General features: G+C 36.0%; 19 protein-coding genes and 1 tRNA gene. 2 read left to right on the top strand and 18 right to left on the bottom strand.

The window, feature by feature from the left end; all coding sequences use genetic code 11:
* The 11 genes from CYJ72_RS10620 to tsaE all read right to left on the bottom strand — a co-directional run bounded on the left by CYJ72_RS10620 (window position 1) and on the right by tsaE (window position 10,405).
* Entirely contained in the window at window positions 1–1,386 is a 1,386-nt protein-coding gene (locus CYJ72_RS10620) for a V-type ATP synthase subunit B (protein ID WP_284629800.1), read from the bottom strand.
* Entirely contained in the window at window positions 1,386–3,164 is a 1,779-nt protein-coding gene (locus CYJ72_RS10615) for a V-type ATP synthase subunit A (RefSeq protein ID WP_284629799.1), read from the bottom strand. Before CYJ72_RS10615 ends, CYJ72_RS10620 begins: the two co-directional genes overlap by 1 nt.
* A 42-nt stretch (window positions 3,165–3,206) precedes the next feature.
* Window positions 3,207–3,524, bottom strand: a complete 318-nt coding sequence (locus CYJ72_RS10610; protein WP_071409328.1) for a V-type ATP synthase subunit F — start codon at window positions 3,522–3,524, stop codon at window positions 3,207–3,209.
* On the bottom strand, window positions 3,508–4,524 hold the full coding sequence (locus tag CYJ72_RS10605) for a V-type ATPase subunit (RefSeq protein ID WP_284629798.1): 1,017 nt from the start codon (window positions 4,522–4,524) through the stop codon (window positions 3,508–3,510). The genes CYJ72_RS10610 and CYJ72_RS10605 overlap by 17 nt, the downstream gene beginning before the upstream one ends.
* A gap of 11 nt (window positions 4,525–4,535) precedes the next feature.
* On the bottom strand, window positions 4,536–5,120 hold the full coding sequence (locus CYJ72_RS10600) for a V-type ATP synthase subunit E family protein (protein WP_284629797.1): 585 nt from the start codon (window positions 5,118–5,120) through the stop codon (window positions 4,536–4,538).
* Between the two features lie 13 nt (window positions 5,121–5,133).
* On the bottom strand, window positions 5,134–5,610 hold the full coding sequence (locus CYJ72_RS10595) for a V-type ATP synthase subunit K (protein ID WP_066125576.1): 477 nt from the start codon (window positions 5,608–5,610) through the stop codon (window positions 5,134–5,136).
* 19 nt (window positions 5,611–5,629) lie between these two features.
* On the bottom strand, window positions 5,630–7,615 hold the full coding sequence (locus CYJ72_RS10590; RefSeq protein ID WP_284629796.1) for a V-type ATP synthase subunit I: 1,986 nt from the start codon (window positions 7,613–7,615) through the stop codon (window positions 5,630–5,632).
* Window positions 7,605–7,928, bottom strand: a complete 324-nt coding sequence (locus CYJ72_RS10585) for an ATP synthase subunit B family protein (RefSeq protein ID WP_284629795.1) — start codon at window positions 7,926–7,928, stop codon at window positions 7,605–7,607. Before CYJ72_RS10585 ends, CYJ72_RS10590 begins: the two co-directional genes overlap by 11 nt.
* Window positions 7,929–8,447: 519 nt before the next feature.
* A complete protein-coding gene (gene murB, locus CYJ72_RS10580) occupies window positions 8,448–9,365 on the bottom strand; it encodes a UDP-N-acetylmuramate dehydrogenase (protein ID WP_066125569.1) in 918 nt (305 codons plus the stop codon).
* A 53-nt stretch (window positions 9,366–9,418) separates the two neighbouring features.
* Window positions 9,419–9,937: a GNAT family N-acetyltransferase gene (locus tag CYJ72_RS10575; RefSeq protein WP_284629794.1), complete on the bottom strand. Its 519-nt coding sequence runs from the start codon at window positions 9,935–9,937 to the stop codon at window positions 9,419–9,421.
* Window positions 9,938–10,405 carry a tRNA (adenosine(37)-N6)-threonylcarbamoyltransferase complex ATPase subunit type 1 TsaE gene (gene tsaE / locus CYJ72_RS10570; protein WP_066125565.1) on the bottom strand — a complete coding sequence of 156 codons (468 nt, stop codon included), beginning with the start codon at window positions 10,403–10,405 and terminating at the stop codon, window positions 9,938–9,940.
* Window positions 10,406–10,535: 130 nt separating this feature from the next.
* Here tsaE and CYJ72_RS10565 point away from each other — a divergent pair, with 130 nt between their 5' ends.
* Window positions 10,536–11,150 (top strand): DUF4430 domain-containing protein, encoded by a 615-nt coding sequence (locus tag CYJ72_RS10565; protein ID WP_066125563.1) that lies wholly within the window; start codon window positions 10,536–10,538, stop codon window positions 11,148–11,150.
* Between the two features lie 490 nt (window positions 11,151–11,640).
* Here the strand turns inward: CYJ72_RS10565 and rpoZ are convergent, their stop codons facing one another.
* The 6 genes from rpoZ to CYJ72_RS10535 all read right to left on the bottom strand — a co-directional run bounded on the left by rpoZ (window position 11,641) and on the right by CYJ72_RS10535 (window position 16,764).
* The gene (gene rpoZ / locus CYJ72_RS10560; RefSeq protein WP_066125561.1) at window positions 11,641–11,835 is read right to left on the bottom strand and encodes a DNA-directed RNA polymerase subunit omega; all 195 of its coding nucleotides are present in this window, start codon (window positions 11,833–11,835) and stop codon (window positions 11,641–11,643) included.
* A 2-nt stretch (window positions 11,836–11,837) separates the two neighbouring features.
* Window positions 11,838–12,476, bottom strand: a complete 639-nt coding sequence (gene gmk, locus CYJ72_RS10555) for a guanylate kinase (protein ID WP_066125559.1) — start codon at window positions 12,474–12,476, stop codon at window positions 11,838–11,840.
* 238 nt (window positions 12,477–12,714) lie between these two features.
* Entirely contained in the window at window positions 12,715–13,521 is an 807-nt protein-coding gene (gene proC / locus CYJ72_RS10550) for a pyrroline-5-carboxylate reductase (protein ID WP_284629793.1), read from the bottom strand.
* 574 nt (window positions 13,522–14,095) lie between these two features.
* On the bottom strand, window positions 14,096–14,473 hold the full coding sequence (locus tag CYJ72_RS10545; protein ID WP_284629792.1) for a hypothetical protein: 378 nt from the start codon (window positions 14,471–14,473) through the stop codon (window positions 14,096–14,098).
* A gap of 171 nt (window positions 14,474–14,644) precedes the next feature.
* Window positions 14,645–15,991, bottom strand: coding sequence for an NADP-specific glutamate dehydrogenase (gene gdhA / locus CYJ72_RS10540; protein WP_284629791.1), 1,347 nt, complete (start codon window positions 15,989–15,991; stop codon window positions 14,645–14,647).
* Window positions 15,992–16,083: 92 nt separating this feature from the next.
* Window positions 16,084–16,764 (bottom strand): YoaK family protein, encoded by a 681-nt coding sequence (locus CYJ72_RS10535; protein WP_284629790.1) that lies wholly within the window; start codon window positions 16,762–16,764, stop codon window positions 16,084–16,086.
* 353 nt (window positions 16,765–17,117) lie between these two features.
* On the opposite strand from CYJ72_RS10535, the gene CYJ72_RS10530 reads away from it, so the two are divergent.
* A tRNA-Arg gene (locus CYJ72_RS10530) sits at window positions 17,118–17,191 on the top strand.
* 1,073 nt (window positions 17,192–18,264) lie between these two features.
* On the opposite strand, the gene def is transcribed toward CYJ72_RS10530, so the two are convergent.
* Window positions 18,265–18,831, bottom strand: a complete 567-nt coding sequence (def, locus tag CYJ72_RS10525; RefSeq protein WP_284629789.1) for a peptide deformylase — start codon at window positions 18,829–18,831, stop codon at window positions 18,265–18,267.
* Window positions 18,832–18,836 lie beyond the last annotated feature (5 nt).

Genomic DNA, 18,836 nt, shown 5'->3' with positions numbered 1-18,836 from the left:
TTATTCCCCCTTTTTAGGTAAGAATTCATCAATCATATCATCTTTAATACGTTTTAACTCTTCACGCGGCAAGATAGATAATAAGTCCCAACCTAAATCCAAGGTTTCTTGAATAGAACGGTTAGTCGTAAATCCTTGATTAATATATTCTTGCTCAAAGCGTGTCGTAAACTCAACATATAATTTATCTGTTTCCGATAACGCAGACTCACCTAGGATAGCTGCTAATTCTTTAGCTTGCTTACCTTCAGCATAAGCCGCAAATAATTGGTTCATGGTTGGGGCATGGTCTTTACGTGTTTTACCTTCACCTGAACCTTTATCTTTCAATCGGGATAATGATGGTAATACGTTAATCGGTGGTTTATAGCCCATGTTATCCAATTCACGCGATAGAATGATTTGTCCTTCGGTAATATAACCTGTTAAGTCAGGAATTGGATGGGTAATATCATCTTCTGGCATCGATAAAATTGGAATTTGAGTGACCGAACCAGGTTTACCAACTAAACGTCCTGCGCGTTCATATAATGTTGATAAATTCGTATATAAGTAACCTGGATAACCACGACGACCCGGAACTTCACGACGCGCTGCCGAAACTTCGCGTAATGCCTCACAATAGTTCGTCATGTCCGTCATAATGACTAATACATGCATCCCTTTTTCATAAGCTAAATACTCAGCTGTTGTTAAGGCGATTTTTGGCGTCGCAATACGTTCAATCGCAGGGTCATTCGCTAAGTTAACGAATAATACGGAACGATCAATCGCACCTGTTTCGCGTAAGTCATTCATAAAGAATTCAGCTTCTTCGAACGTAATCCCCATTGCGGCAAATACAACAGCAAACTTATCATCAGAATTCAAAACGGTTGCTTGACGAGCAATTTGGGCCGCTAATTCTTTATGTGGTAAACCAGAACCAGAGAATACTGGTAATTTTTGTCCACGAACTAAAGTATTTAAGTGGTCAATCGCTGAAATTCCTGTTTGAATAAACTCGTCCGGATAATCTCGAGCCACTGGATTAATGGCTTGTCCATCAATATCTAATGATTTTTCTGGAATAATTGCCGGTCCACCATCAATCGGTTCACCCATTCCATTGAAAATACGACCAATCATATCTTCAGAAACAGGTAAATGGAGTGGCTTACCACTAAAACGTACTTTAGTATTCTTTAAATTGATACCTGAAGAGCCTTCAAATAATTGCACAACGGCACGACATTCTTGGACTTCAAGTACTTGTCCACGGCGAACTTCACCGTTTTGCATTTCAACTTCTACTAATTCATTGTATTTAACGCCATCGACACCATCGACAATCATCAGTGGGCCAACGACTTCTTCAACCGAACGGTATTCTTTAATTACTGCCATTATGCCTCACCTCCATGTTCTAAAATATGACGCATTGTCTTATCAATTTCGTCATATAAAGCTTTAATTTTGTCAATATCTTCCTCAGAAATAAATTTACTTCTAGCGATACGGTCACGTAATTGGACAGTATTGGACATAATATCAGTGAAATAAGCGCCTAAACCTAAAGTCTCATGTGCTTTTTCATCGAAGTGTAAAATATTTGTTAACATGGTATCTTGCTTTTCAAATGAAGTATAAGTATCCACATCATCAAACGCGTTTTGTTGTAAGTAGTCTTCACGAATCATTCGTGCGGTATTCATGGTAATACGGTCACGTTCAGATAAGGACTCTAACCCAACTAAACGAACGATTTCTTCTAATTCACTTTCCTTTTGTAATAAATTCATTGCTTTAGTGACTTTCTTAGACCAGCCTTCTTGACCATGTTCTTCGAAATATTGTCCGATTTCAGATAAATATAATGAATAAGAACTTAACCAGTTAATAGATGGGAAGTGACGTTTACGCGCTAAGGTTGCATCTAATCCCCAGAAAACTTTCACGATACGTAAAGTGTTTTGGGTTACGGGCTCAGAAGTATCTCCACCTGGTGGTGATACTGCACCGATGGCTGTGATCGTTCCTTCAATGCCTTCGCTTCCTAATACACGAACACGTCCTGCACGCTCATAATATTCCGCAATACGTGAACCTAAATATGCTGGATATCCTTCGTCCCCTGGCATTTCTTCTAAACGACCTGACATTTCACGTAGAGCTTCCGCCCAACGAGAAGTAGAGTCCGCCATGATTGCCACTGAGTAACCCATATCACGGAAATATTCTGCAATCGTAATCCCAGTATAAATGGATGCTTCACGCGCTGCAACCGGCATATTAGAAGTATTTGCAATTAGGATGGTTCTTTCCATAATCGATTCGCCTGTATTAGGATCAATCAATTCTGGGAATTCGTTTAATACGTCCGTCATTTCGTTACCACGTTCACCACATCCAACGTAAACAACAATATCTACGTTCGCATATTTCGCGATTTGGTGTTGTACAACTGTCTTACCTGCTCCGAAAGGTCCTGGAACCGCTGCGGCTCCCCCTTTCGTTACCGGGAAGAATGTATCGACCACACGTTGTCCTGTAATCATGGGTTCTTCTGGAATTAATTTTTGGGCAAATGGACGTCCTTTACGCACTGGCCAGCGTTGAATCATCGTGCCTTCAAACTCGCCACCATTTGCTTTGTCAACTTTATAAATAACCTCTTCTACCGTAAACTCGCCTGATTCTACTGACGTTAATGTTCCTTCTACGCCGACTGGTACCATAATACGATGTTCTACTGCTTTGGTTTCTTGGACAACGCCAATCACATCACCAGCCGAAACAAAATCGCCTACGGATTTTTTAGGTTCAAAAGCCCATTTTTTATTACGATCTAAGATGGGTACTTGAACCCCACGAATTAAATAATCACTCTTAGTCTCTTCCATAAAAGTATCCAATGGACGTTGAATGCCATCAAACATTTGTGACATAATACCAGGGCCTAATTCGACGGATAAAGCTTCCCCGGTTGTCACTACAGGTTCACCTGGTGCAAGTCCACTTGTTTCTTCATATACTTGAATAGAGGCTTTATCTTGTCGCATTTCAATGATTTCACCAATTAATCCAAGATGTCCTACATGACAAATATCTTGGATATTGGCTTCAGACATTCCAGAAGCGACAACTAATGGTCCAGATACTTTAATAATTTTACCTTGACTCAATCTATTTCCTCCTTTATAAATTTTAAATTGTTAAGTAGCCGCTTATAGAATATTCATTCCGACTGCTTTTTCGACATTATCTTGAATTTTTTGTGCACCAATGCCAAAGTTACCACGATGGGTTGGAATTAAAATGACAGCGGGTGTCACGACTGTATCATAATATTGAATGACATCCGGGATTTCTTGAGCGAAATCTTCCGTTAAATAGACAATCCCGTATTGGTCATTTTCTAATTGGCGCAAAGTCTTTTTCGTTTCATCAGCAGTATTGACTGGAAAAGTTTCAAATCCAATCATTTTAAATGGTAGAATGGCATCACGATTTCCAACGACCGCTACTTTATATTGTTTCGCCATAAATCGCACCCATCCTTTCTTGAATCTTTTCTTTGGCTATGCCATTGGCATGACCAGTTAATACGAGTCTTAAATTATTAATTTCATTTTCTTTACCGAAAATATATTTCAGCACTAATAAAGGCCCTTGAGCATCTAGACGATTTTCAAAGAAATATTGATGAATATAGGCATCGCGTAAATGTTCCAATTGATTGGCGGTAATCGTCCCATTATTCATATCTTCAATATAAGGTTTAAAGACCCCACCAAAATAAATATGCGTTTGTTCTTCAAACCATTGGGCTAATTGACCTTGTTCGACGCGTTCAATTAACTCTTTCTTCTCAATTGATCCTTTACTGGTCATCATGGTATACATGAAACCATGACCGCGATCCAATTCAATTGCGCGTTTAATCGCAATGACATTATAAAAATCAATTAATGCATTAATAATCGGTGTAACTTTAGGATCATTGATTTTCTCATCAAGATGTCTTAAATGAGCAAAATAGGCACCATCAAACCCGACGTCAAACGCTTCTGGTACCTGATAAGCTTGATAATCTTGCCAAGTACGATTGACTTCTTCCACCACATTGGGATATAAAATACTCGATTCAAACGTTTGAGTAACATGTCTTAAAGCATCTAATGGAAATTTGCCAATATCGATCAATAGATTCTCGAAATCCTGACCAGTTACCTTCATTTTCATTAATACTTTTAAATTATGATATAAGTATTGTGCTGAAAAAATTTCGACTATTTCAGACTGAGGTGACTCCTCAAACACAAACCGATAAGCATTACGCAATTCTCTCATTAATACGTCTTCAATCTTATCTGGGTCAGACAACTGTTCAACTGACATCACATAAGGTGAATTTTGTAAAATGATGGATAATGTCTCGGTATCTTTGGCATCAAGTAATTGTTGCCATTCTTCTCGGCTAAGGAAATCTTGTTCCTTTACACTGATAGTCGTATTAACACCTGAAAAAACGTGGGTCGTCATAAAATCCCCCCTTATTTGGTATTAAAAACTTGTTGAGCTAAATCTGCACTTAAATCATTGCGAACAGAATCTACTAATTGATCAAACATGAAATTATAATCCACACGTTGATCTTTTACTACAAAACCACTTTGATCTGAAACAGACTCTTCAGCAATGGTTAATTTTGGAAATTGTTCCAATAATGATTGTAACTCTGGTGAAGATAATCGATTACGTGTCTTTTCACCAAAAACTACTTGTAATTCTCTATCTTTAAATTGATTTAAAATTGAAGTGGTAAATTCCAAGAAAGTTTGATTATCCCAAGCTTCCATTTTTTGCACGGCGCCGGCAAATAATTGGTCCATTAAGGCTTGGCGACTATTTAAACTACCTTGTCTTTCTTGATTTAACACTTGATGTTCCAAACGCGATAACCGTTGTTTTTCTCGATTCAATTGCACATTACGCATACTTTCTTTTTCATGTAATTGTGCTTTTAATTTAGTTTGAAACTCATATTCAAGTTCTTCATTTGCTTTGTCGAATTGCGCTTGTCCTTCTTGGTGCGCCTTTTGCAAGATGGACTCACGTAAATTTTGTAAGTCGCTCATATTATCGACCTCACTAGACATTTAAGAATAAGATAAATGATACTACGAAGGCTAAGATAGCGTAGGTTTCAACCATCGCTGATAAGATGATACCTTTTGTATTTTCTTCAGGACGTTTCGCTAAAATTTGCATTGCTGAAACAACCACATTTCCTTGGTGTAATGCTGAGAAGTATCCTACAATCCCAATTGGTAAAGCAGCAAATAAATAGCCTAAACCTTGTTGAACAGTTAAACCATTACCTATTTGTAAAGCCGTTAAAAATCCGATAACGAATCCGTATAAACCTTGAGTACCCGGTAATAATTGTAAAATTAATGCTTGTGCGAATTTTTCAGGCTCTTCTTTTAATAAAGCCGCTGCTGCAGAACCAGCCGAACCAACTGCACGAGCAGAACCCATACCAGAAAAAACAACCGCAACTACAATTCCTAAACTAGCAAAAAATGCGCCACCATTTTGTGTAAAATATCCTACAAATTGTTCCATATTAAAAATTCCTCCAATTTTATTGATTCTTTTCATCATTGATTGAGACATAATCTTCCGAAATGGTTAACGGATTAAATTCTTGACCGCCACCATTGTAAAACTTAGCGAAAAACTCAACGAATATTAAACGAGCACCATGCACATAAGCACTTAAAAGTGATAAGAATAAACTTAAGGCATGTAAGGCAACAAATAATAATATGCCGACGGTAAACTTCATTGCACCAGGCATAAAGTCAATAATCATATTGAATGCTAAAGCAATACTACCACCTGATAACCCTAAAGCCATCAAACGTGTATAAGAGACTAAATCCCCAATATAACTCGTCGTGCCATATAAATCATAAAGTCCCCAACCTAAACCACCAATACCGCCTGCTTTAATACAAGATGCGACGACGATGCCAATAGCATTCAATATCGCTAACCATTTACCAATTAGAGCTAAGACCGCATAGCTTTCACCTAACATGCCTACTCCAATTAAAATAAAACCTGTTAACAGTAAAATCCATGCCACTCCTGTTGAATAAGCTTCAACTATATTTCTTTCTTTTAGTTTTAAATAAGTATTAATTGCTAATGCAGCAAAAATATGAATTAAACCTAAAGCAACAGAAATACCTAGAATCAGCATGACATCCTCATTCGGATTAATTAATTGAAATGGTAAACTAAAACCAAAGAAGGAACCGTAAAGACTACCCCAAATCATAATTGAAACACTTAAAATAGCGCCAAATCTTAAGGCATTTTGCATTCCTTCTGATAAATTGAATACTTTAAGTGCCAACAGACTTAAAATAAAAATTAATAAGCCATAACCCGCATCGGCCACCATCATGCCAAAGAAGACAAAATAAAATGGCATTAAAAATGGCGTTGGGTCCAATTCATCATATTTTGGTAAAGCGTACATGCGTGTAATTAATTCAAATGGTTTAACTAAGAAATTGTTTTTTAATTTAATTGGGACTTCGTCCACTTCGTCAGCTTGAACATCCGCTGTTCTAATAACTACTTTGTTACCGAACTCTTCTAGTATCGCTTGTTTGAAGACAGCAAATTCACTTTGTTCAATCCAACCTTCAATCGCCATTAAATGTTGTGTAATACCAACTTTTTTCTTAGTTAATTCACGTTCATAAGCCGTTTTTAGAAAATCTGCTTGAACCTTTAAGCCCGCTAATTCACGTTTCGTTGATTTCATTTTTTGAATAATGGAACGACGTTCCTCTTTCAACTGTTGAATTTCCGCATCCCAACCTTCAATCTTCTTACCTGGTAAAGTACGATAAGGATATTCAATCGGATTGAAATTGGCTTCCGCTAATAAAGTTTCTAACGCATTCGTTTCATCTTCTTGATAGAAAATGACTAAACCATATTCATAATCATTTAAGAAAATAACTTTATGAACGATAGTTGGATGTTGTTTTATTTTTTGAATATATTGATTATTTTCAACATTCGGTACCGTTCCGATAACTGCTTTAATATACTGGAACTGCTCTATAGCAGTTGGTGTAATATCTAGCTCTCGCCATTTACGATATTTATCAATTTGATCATTGCGTTTTTCCAACAACTCATCAATTTCCTTAATACGAGCTGTTAATTCATTCGTTTCGGTAATGACTTGTTGCTCAGCAAATTGTTGATTATGTTGTTGAAATTCTGCGAATGATAAACGTGGTTTTTCAGTCTGCAATTGCTTGAACCAATTGTCTTTTACTTCATAGTCTTCCAATTGTTCAATCGCATGATTTATTCGTTTAAGTCGATTAGTAATCGCATGTAAGGCTTCATCATCATAGACGATTTGTTGCTGTTCCTCATCATACTCTTCAATTAATGGTACTAACTCTGAACTATTCTGATTGTCTTGTTGTAAATCCACCACTTGAATTCGTCGTAATCGTTGGACCGATGAAAGAATCGCTTCTAAATGTTCGCGTGACGAAATGAGCGTCACCTTTTGCATTGGGCTAATTGCCATATTCTTTCACCACCCTTTCTACTATTTGATTAATTAAATACTCCCTTTTATCACCAAGAGCTTCTTGAAGTTGTGCTTCATTTTCTTGAACACGCTGAGCTAATTTTTCCTTTGCTTGTTGTTCTTGATCATCGAAGTGTTGGCGCGCTTCGGCTATCATTTGCTTTGTTTCGACGTCAAACGCTTCATTTGCTTCTTTTAATTTTTGTTCCATTTTTACACGAGCGTCTTCAATCTTTTCCTGATACTTTGTTTGGACTGCTTGAGCTTCCATTTCAACGGCGTTCATTTCTTCCAATGTTGAATGTGGCATCCTTTCACACCTCCTCTTAACACTAACATTTAATATTATAGCAAATTTTTACCAAAAATTTAAGTAAAGAACTTGCTTCATTCTCATCTAAATAATAAAAAGCGTTTCCATTTTTTGATATATGAAAGTTTCCTTCATATTTATATAATATAATGGGACTATTGTTTCTTAAGAAAAATTTAATAATTAAGTTATGATGATTTTCTCTCTATTTGACTAAAAAAGGAAAACAGTCATAAAATACGTCTATCAATAAATGCAGCCAGTGTGCTCGATATTTTGAAAGTTTTTTGATGGGTTTTGACTTGAAGAAATACTTACTCGTTATCAATTGCAACCAAACATCATAAAGGATTAATTGAAAGCAATACTCCTAGGTTAAGTGTTGTAAAAATTACTAGCTGATTCGTTAAAAGCAATTCTCACACGTTATCAAACTAACTTAACCTGCCGAAACTAAAAAAACGATAAGCAAGTCAAAGTTACTAATGAACTACACCTACTTATCGTCTCAAACGATTATTGAACTATTTTTTCAACCGCTTCTCCTATGATACGCACTTCTGGTTCAAGACGCACTTGATTGTTACGCCAAATGACTTCTTGAATATATTCAATTAAGCGCACATAATCTGTTGCGGTGGCATTGTCAATATTAACAATGAAACCTGCATGTTTTTTAGAGACTTCAGCACCACCAATACGGTAGCCTTGTAGCCCTGCTTCTTGAATTAATTTACCGGTAAAATAACCAGTTGGACGTTTAAAAACACTGCCGCAAGATGGATATTCCAACGGTTGCTTACTTTCTCGTAAGTGGGTTAATTCAGCCATTTTAGCATGAATCGCCTCTCTATCACCTTGAGCTAGTACAAATTTAACCCCGATTACAATATCCTCATTTGTTTGGAAAACACTGTGTCGGTAACTGAATTCACACTCTTTACATTGAATGGTTTTAAATTCACCCTCACGCGTTAAAATATCAACAGACTCAATGACATCGACCACTTCACCACCATAAGCCCCTGCATTCATATAAACAGCACCGCCGATGCTTCCAGGGATACCACAAGCAAATTCTAGACCTGTTAAATTACTAGCGCCTGCTTTGCGACTGACCTCAATGAGTGGTACGCCGCTTTGCGCATAAACTTCATTGCCATTAATCGACATTTCTTTCATCGCCGTCAAAATAATAACGAGTCCACGAATTCCACCGTCACGAACAATTAAATTACTAGCATTTCCTAAGATGGTTAAGGGAATTTGGTTGTCCTTTACCCAATTGATTAAAGTTTTTAAATCTTCTTTCGTTTCAGGAAAAGCAACTGCATCAGCAGGACCACCTGTTTTAGTATATGTATATTTAGATAATGGCTCATCAAATTCTATTTTCATAGATAAATTTAAATCCATTAAGTTTGATAATGTCATTCATTTCATTCCTTCGCTTTTCAATACGTCTTATTTTAACATAATCTTTTTACTTAATCGAGTACTTTTTCCATTACAAAAGAATCTAAATAACAACCCTCTACTTTTAATCGTTTACGCAAATTTCCCACTATCTCGAAACCGAATTTTTCGTATAACTTAATTGCGGCTTCATTTCTTTGGGCCACTTCGAGAGTAATGACTTTCAAATCTGAATTTTCTGCAAATTCAATCATCATTTCCATCATCATCGAAGCAATACCGTAACCCCAATATTCTTCCACTAAACAAATGCCAATCTCAGCAATATGACGTTGCTTAGCGGCATTAAATTGCGTAATATTCGACATCCCAATAATTTGATCATCGACCTCACTCACTAATAAAATACTGTTTTGTGCCTTGTTATAATTATTGATGATGGCCACTTCTTCTTGAACCGTCAGGTTCAAACCTTCTTCACCGAAAGTTAAATAGGGAGTTTCACTACCGACTTGTTCACATAAACCTAAAATTGCCCGGGCATCTTGTGGTTTCGCCACCCTAACATCGATTTCTAACTCCTCTGTCAATTAAATCTCCTCCATTTTTTCTAACAGCTCTTGATATTGCACGGTTGACTCTCCTTCAACTGTTAAAATTATTTCTCTTTGATTAGGATCTGTTTGGGGAACAAATTTAATACGAAGACGATTTAATGGTAAATAGTCGTCTAAATATTCTGACCATTCAATAAAAATGATGGACGGTTCATTCAGATAACTATCAAAATCAATCGTATCCGCGCCCCCTTCTTCTAAACGATAGGCATCAATATGAATCAATTTAAATTCAGGTAAGGGATATTCTTTGACAATCGTGTAAGTTGGACTTTTAATGGCTCTTTTCACGCCTAGCTCCTTACCAACCTTTTGGGTAAAAGTGGTTTTGCCACTACCGAGTGGTCCATCTAATAAAATAACCATTCCTGGCTTTAACCATTGAGCCATCTTAGACGCTAACGCTTGTGTCTCTTCAATTGAATCAATATAAAAATGCATGCTTCTACCTCTCAAACTTAATTAATTTTATTATATTTAAACTATGATAATATTGCGAATAATTTGACTTTACTAGCATTTCTTGATAAATTTAATAATAACAAAGACAAACTATAGGAGGTCGTTGACCATGAAGAAATATGTAAAATTATTATCTCTACCGATTTTAACATTAATGCTTGTGGCATGTGGTAACCAAAACAAACCAGCTGAACAAACAACAACAGCTGCACCAGAAGCAACAACCGTTGCTGAAACGACTGGTTCACAAGTAAGCACACCAAATGATACTACAACCGTTGCTGATGAATCAACTGAAGAAGGTGAAACAACAGCTGAAGGTGAAGAAACTCAAGAAGGCGAAACAACCGTTGAAGGTGAAGAAACTCAAGAAGGCGACGAAACAGAAGATGCTGATGTCGCTGCAACTGACGTTAAATTCACATTATATGTAGATGGTGAAGAAACAGCTAAATTCGTAGCTAAAGATGCTGTAGAAGGTTCTGTTATCGATGCCATGAGTTCCATTGAAGAGTTAGAATTCAACTTCAATGAAGATGAAGGAATCATTGATGTTATCGATGGTATTGAAAATGACTATGAAACAGGTAAAACTTGGGTTTACTTATTAAATGGTGAGTACGCAGAATTTGGTGTTGTCTCACAAACACTTTCTGAAGGCGACACCGTTGAATGGTATTATGGATTCCCTGACGACTTACCAGTTAACATCATTCCTGAATAATAATTATAAATGCTTATGACTCTTGAGTATTTCACTCAAGAGTTTTTTTATTATTCCCCATGACTGGTCGCCGATCATGTTAGATTTGATAAGATATTTTAATACTCCATTTACTCAATTTTTAAATGCGCAAAACTGGTTAGATCATGATAGGTATATTTTAGATGAAAAGTAGGTGTTGGTATCTCTTTCACTCGCATTTAGAATGACAACTATAATATCGATAGATGCTGCTCTCTATTTTTCAATGTCCCTCCATATATTGATGGACGTTTCACTCAACTTTTCGATTTTCCTCCAATATATTAATGGACGTTTCACTCAACTTTTCAATGTCCCCTGTATTAAGCATCACTTCACGGTCGTCCTTTTGACACCTTTCTTAAAAAGCTAATCACATACTATTCATATCAACATTTTCGCTTTTTCAAAACAAAAGCCCGCCAACCTTTTCAATAGGTTAACGGGTTTTATAATTTAAAGTATTTCATTACTCCTCAGGTTTTAATACACCTTCGATGACTTCTTCTAAAGCTTTACCAACAGGTTTTTCTGATTGATATTCTTCTAAAATATAATCATTGTTATTACGCATATCATGTGCGCGCTTGCTCGCTAAAATAATTAAACCATATTTAGACGGCACTTTTTTAATCAATTTATCAATGGATGGGTATAACATCATAATTATCGTTCTCCTTCTTGTTGAAAATAATTTTTAATATCAGCACGAATACGATCCACTATGCGCTCTACTTTTAAATGTTCACTTTGAATAATCGCATTCACTTTATCAACGGCATGTTCTACCGTATCATTGACGACAACATAATCATAATGTTGCATCATATCAATTTCTTCTTTAGCCATTTGCATTCTTTCTAAAATGACATCTTCACGGTCAGTGCCACGTCCAGTAATCCGTGATTTTAATTCATCTAAACTTGGCGGAGCAAGAAAAATAAAAATCCCCTCGGGCATGCGCTCACGTACTTTTAGCGCACCTTGAACTTCAATTTCTAAAAACACATCATTACCAGCTGCTAAGTTTTCTTCAATTTTTTGGATTGGTGTCCCATAATAATTGCCTACATATTCAGCATACTCTAATAATGCATCTTCTTCAATATATTGTTTAAACTGCTCTTTTGAAACAAAATAATAATCGACACCATCTACTTCACCAGGTCTACTTGGACGGGTGGTTGCCGAGACTGAATAAACATAATTAAATTTATTATCTTTAAAAATTGCTGCTCGAACTGTTCCTTTCCCTACCCCTGATGGTCCTGATAAAATTATGAGTAGTCCTCTTTGTTGTGCCATTCAATACCTCCGCCTATCTATTCTGTCAATAATTTATAACTGTAATTGTATCACACTACATATTTTCATGAAAGGTATATTCTAACTTTTCATTAAAATGTAAAATTTTCTATATTAATGTTAATATAGCGAAAATAGAGCATGAATGCAAACCATTCTGTCCAAATATTTAAATCTATTAAAGAATGCTGAAAATCTGTTGGAATGATTCACTTTATAAAATCACTCTTAATCAACTTTACTTTGATTGGGACATGCTTTTTGTTTTTAAAAACGATTGATACACTGCCTCCATCGCGGCATGACGAAAGCCATTTTGCTCTAGCGAAGCAACCCCTGCAATCGTACTTCCTCCTGGTGAAGTCACTGCATCTTTTAAAGCACCAGGATGTTGGCCGGTTTCAATAACCATTTGTGCAGAACCCTGTACCATTTGAGCGGCTAAACGTTGAGCCATCTCTCGTGGCAAACCGGCTCTAACGCCACCATCAGCTAAGGCTTCAATCAATTGATAAATAAATGCCGGACCACAACCAGCGACAGCACTTGCGGCATTCATTTGCGATTCTGCTATCTTCATTAACTGCCCTGTTTGACTCATTAACTGTTTAAATAGTTGATGTTCATCATCAGTAATAAGGTCCGATAAAATATAGGTGGTCATTCCTTGACCAATCGCAACTGGTGTATTGGGCATAATGCGAATTACTTTTTGCTCATCAGAAATGACACTCTCCATTTGTTCGATACTCACACCGGTCGCCATTGATACCCAGATTGTCCCTGGTTTTGCTAATTTACTAAGTTGATGAAGCTCATTCACAATCATGGATGGTTTTAATCCTAAAAAAATCATCGTAGCAGATGAAGCAATGGTTTCATTATCGAGAATTTCCACTGTTTGCGATATTTGCTGACTTAAGGAATTTGCTTTTTCTTGATTGTGATTACTTAATAAAAATTGGGTATGTTGATCTACCGCTTTACTAACACCTACAGCGACGGCACTCCCCATATTTCCAATCCCAATAAAACCTATTTTCATTTTAAATCCCTCCATCTTATTTCATTTAGTATCGTACAAAAAATAGCAAAGTTCAATTGTTTAAAAGTCTTTCATCAATGAAGCGATTAGATAGTCGAATGCTCTGTTTCAAGACTATCAAACAAATTTGCTAACACCTGACATCATGTGCAAATATATAAAGATTGTTCTAATGATTGGATGACCCGTTATTAACAGAATTCTCCCTGTCTTAGAACAATCTTTATGGTTTACCACATTCTTTTCAATGATAGCGAGTTTCAAATTTCCTAGAAACTTGAATCATCAATAAATTTTACTGAGCTAAATACTTAAAGCCTCAATAAATTACACTTAGCTAAATACTTTCATTAAAAGCTAACCTGTTGATTGATTGGCTCTGATAATAACTTAAACCGCTACACGTCGTAGAAAGTCAAAAGCAGACTAACATGGTAATTTTAGTCGGAATGATGCATAATATCTTCCTTCTCAATGAACCTCAATAGACCTCAATAGACCTCAATTAACCTCAATTAACCATTGAATAAGTCCCACCATCCATTTTTAAATGCTCTTCAAAAACGATTAAGTATTAAAGCTCACTAATCATAGCGTAATGATAGCCATTATAGTCTTCAAAATAAGCCATTAATCGACCTTCGTATTCGAATGGCTCTTTTAAAATTTCTCCTCCACTTAACATTGCAATATGAAGTAAGTTGCGTAATGAAGTCGCGTCTTGCATCATAATATGAATTACCGCTGCATATTCACTCGGTTCTTTCCATGCGATACCTGTATTTTCTGTAAATTGTTCTCTTTGGGTAAACACTATTTTCATACCATCATGAAAAGTGACTGTACAAGTCTGTTGTTCTGTTGAATAATCAACTCTCATATCTAAACCTTCAAAAAAGGTGCCAGTATTACGAATACTTTCAACTGGTAAATTAAGCCAATAGGCATTCATAACTTCTCCTCCTCTTCAATCAAAGTCATTATACCATTTTATCGAAGTTAAAAAAAGCAGTGAGAGTAGTCATTAATTGAAAATTCTTTCATTTCCAATTCTAATACTTACTCCCACTGAGACTGTTAGCTTCAATCAGCTTAACTATTTATAAGAAAATAATGAGAAGTCTTAAATAACGCCATGAATCATCATCAATTCAGCTACTTGTTCAAATGATGCAATGTCAGCTGCTGCACCATAATCAACACCTAAATCATATGTGTCACGTGCCTTAACACATTGTGCGAAAATATTTTTCATAATTTGTTGTAACTCTTGATCGACTCGTTCACTCGTCCATTTTAATCGCATTGAATTTTGACTCATTTCTAAAGCAGAAACTGCCACTCCTCCAGCATTAGCCGCTTTACCCGGTCCATAATGAATTTGGTTTTCACGATAGACTTCAATCGCATCAGAGTCACTTGGCATATTGGCGCCTTCAGCCACCATTTTTATCGCATTTTTAACTAAGCGTTCGGCCTGAGCTTGATTGATTTCGTTTTGCGTTGCACAAGGTAAAGCAATATCCGCTTTGATGTCTAAATCCCAAACAGATCCTTCTACTATTTCAGCTTCAGCATCAAATTCTTGGTAACGACTAATACGTTCACGCCCCTTTACTTTTAATTCTTCAACGGCGTCTAAATTAATACCATTAGGATTGAAAATGGCATGGTTTGAGTCACTCATTGTAACCACAATGCCCCCTAATTCAGTTACTTTTTTCGCTGCAAAAAAGGCTACATTCCCTGAACCAGAAATCATTACTTTTTTACCTGTCATCGTTTGTCCGGCTTCCTTTAACATCTCATTTAAGAAATAAACCAAACCATAGCCGGTGGCTTCAGTACGACCTTTAGAACCGTTAGCAGCAACGGGTTTTCCAGTTAATACGCCTGCCATTGGTCCCTGTAGTCGTTTGTATTGGCCTAATAAATAACCAATCTCACGACCACCCACACCGATATCTCCAGCAGGAACGTCAACATCTGGCCCGACATGTTTACTTAATTCTGTCATAAATGATTGACAAAAACGCATCACTTCTACATCTGATTTACCTTTGGGATCAAAGTCAGCGCCACCTTTACCTCCACCGATTGGCAGACCGGTTAACATATTTTTGAAAATTTGTTCAAAACCTAAAAACTTCAAAATACTTTGATTCACGGTCGGATGGAAACGAATTCCCCCTTTATAAGGGCCATTTAATGAACTAAATTGCACACGATATCCACGGTTGACTTGTACTTGACCTTGGTCATCTACCCATGGGACTCTAAAACTAATAATCCGCTCCGGTTCTACGATCCGTTCTAAAATTGCTAATTGTTCATATTCTGGATGAGCCTCAACTACCGGTGCAATTGCATGAAAAAATTCTTTTACTGCTTGTAAATATTCTTTTTCATGTGGATATTTTGCTGTAAGATTTTCATATACTTTTGTTATATAAGATTGAGTCATTGTCATTTCCCCTTTATTTTGAATAGTCCTAGTATAGCACAACTCTCATTATATTCACATAAATTCTACGAATAATTAATGGTTTTTTAATGAATTAACTATCCTAAATGTTCTACATCTAGTGCTTTAAATTGATAATATAGAATATACGATATAATACCTAAAATAATATTTATCATAACATTTACATATAGCAAATTGAATGCAATCAGAGTACTCAAAATGCCAGCTAATAAACTTCCACTCAAGAAAGCTAGAAAGTTTACCGTTAAAAAGATAAATTTCATCTTATAATGATGGTTTTGGCTACGTAACCAGCGTCCAAAGGTTAGACCGATGTCCGTTAACGTTCCCGAAACATGAGAAGTACGAACAATCATGCCCCGATAAGATAAAAACATCCCATTTTGTAATGCGATCATAAAACTCAAATAATACAATAATATCGAATGGAGGGCTGAAATTTGTAATAATATCAATAACACACCATTTAATATAATTAAAATCCCACCATAGCGTTTTTGAGGTGTGAAGATTTCTTTTGGAAAAAGCATTCCCGCAATCACTCCACCAAAAATATAAGCCATAATTAACCCGAAATATAATTTTATCAAAGGCCAATTATTTTCAGCCACAACTAATCCCATCTGTGTAACCGTCCCTGTATGATGCGTTACCACATAAGAATATTGCAGAAAACTACTGGCATTCAAAAATCCTGCTGAAAATGTTAAGGAAAACATCCAGCAAAATAACAATCGCCTTAATCGTCTAAGCATAGCATCCCTCTTTATATAATATTAATAATTAAAATGAAATGAGCCATTATTTATTTTCATTCAAATGCAATTATACCGTGTGTTTAGATATGTGTACAGTATCGATTGATTTTATTTTCAAGGAAATAAATTATAAGTTATTTGGAAATCGTAATGATAAAAGTCTTGCAAAAGGATTTCGACTAGCTTTTCAATCATGATTTAATTGCTTTTGATTATTTATGAAAACGAGTTCATATTTTAGTTTTTAGTCATTTCGAATGTCCCTTTGTCATATTAGTTGTTTACTAATTTATAATAAGGGGTTGACCCTAATAAAGAAATAACGTATACTATAGTAGTTGATTAATTATGTCATTGTAGCTCAGCTGGATAGAGCATTCGCCTTCTAAGCGAACGGTCGCAGGTTCGAATCCTGCCAGTGACGTACTTAATATAAACACCTGTTAGGTTTATTACAACTTAACAGGTGTTTTTTTATTTTTTAGATAAAAAAGTAGGGAGTGGGCAAAAAGTAGAAAATTAAATAATTTTCGCTTCGTTGGCCTACCCCCGCACAGTTGGGAGTGGACCAGAAGTAGAAAATCGAATGATTTTCGTTTCGTTTGTCCACCCCCGCACAGTTGGGTAGGTCTCAAACAAGTCGCAAGACGCAGATTGAGGCCACTCAACCACTGCGCTTTTAATTACCGAGCACACACTTGATTGATTTTTCAAGTTTATTTTCAGCTACATTAAGACGCAGGTTGAGGCCACTCAACCACTGCGCTTTTAATTACCGAGCACACACTTGATTGATTTTTCAAGTTTATTTTCAGCTACATTAAGACGCAGATTGAGGCCACTCAACCACTGCGCTTTTAATTACCGAGCACACACTTGATTGATTTTTCAAGTTTATTTTCAGCTACATTAAGACGCAGATTGAGGCCACTCAACCACTGCGCTTTTAATTACCGAGCACACACTTGATTGATTTTTCAAGTTTATTTTCAGCTACATTAAGACGCAGATTGAGGCCACTCAACCACTGCGCTTTGAATTAAATAGACATGCCTGAAAAGAATTTAAAAAGTTTTTGCCCACTCCCTAAAAAACGTCGCATCATCAATTCTCATGAAGCAGTACACAACTGAAGTAATTTTCCTAGACTCTTCCATTTATTGAATTTTCGATAAAACCATCCATTTTTCTAAAATACAAAACTTTACTAATCGGATATAAAAAATACTCATCAACCATTACGATAAAATACTCAAGTTGTAAACGAAAACAATAATCAAGAGAATAAAAAAACAAGCAATTGTAATATCACAAGGCCCTGTCAGCCTTTATGAAAAGCTCCCATCAAATATTGGCTCTATACTTTTTGGTGTGAGTAAACAGAGTCATTTCTGTTCACCCACACCATTTGACAAAGAGCCCAAATGTTAACCATTTGCTGGAATCCATTACAATTACTTGTTTTTGTCTATTATTTAACCGTTATCCAATGCTGAATTATAATAATTCTAAGTTATTGTCTTGAGCAAATGGATTTTCTTCATTGATATGATCGTAAAAGAAGATGCCTTTTAAATGATCTAATTCATGTTGCGTTACAATTGCTTCGTAATCACGCAATTTTAAGGTATGTTCATTGCCGTCAATGTCTTGGTAAGTAAATTTCACACGTTTAGGACGCGGTACATAACCTTTAACTTCACGATTAACCGATAAACAACCTTCCCCTTCTTTCAAGGCAACTTGTTGAACTGAATGACTAATCACTTTAGGATTAAAGATGATTTCGCTCAAAATGGGTCCTACTTCATTGCCCTCTTCATCATATTCCATAATATGAACAGCAAAAATTTGTTTATTGACATTAATTTGTGGAGCAGCTAAACCTACTCCAGGTCTAAGATCATATTTTTCAGCAATCTCTTCATTTTGGCTATTGACCAAAAATTCATGCATTTCTAAAGCTGTCTTTCTTAGTTCATCTGATAATGGAAATTCCACTGGTTCGGCTACCGATCTTAATGTGGGATGTCCTTCTTCAATAATATCTTTCATGGTTATCATATTTT

Source organism: Globicatella sanguinis, from assembly GCF_002847845.2.
Lineage (GTDB): Bacteria > Bacillota > Bacilli > Lactobacillales > Aerococcaceae > Globicatella > Globicatella sanguinis.
Note: the sequence above shows the minus strand (reverse complement) of the source record. Positions and strands in the feature narration are given on the sequence as shown.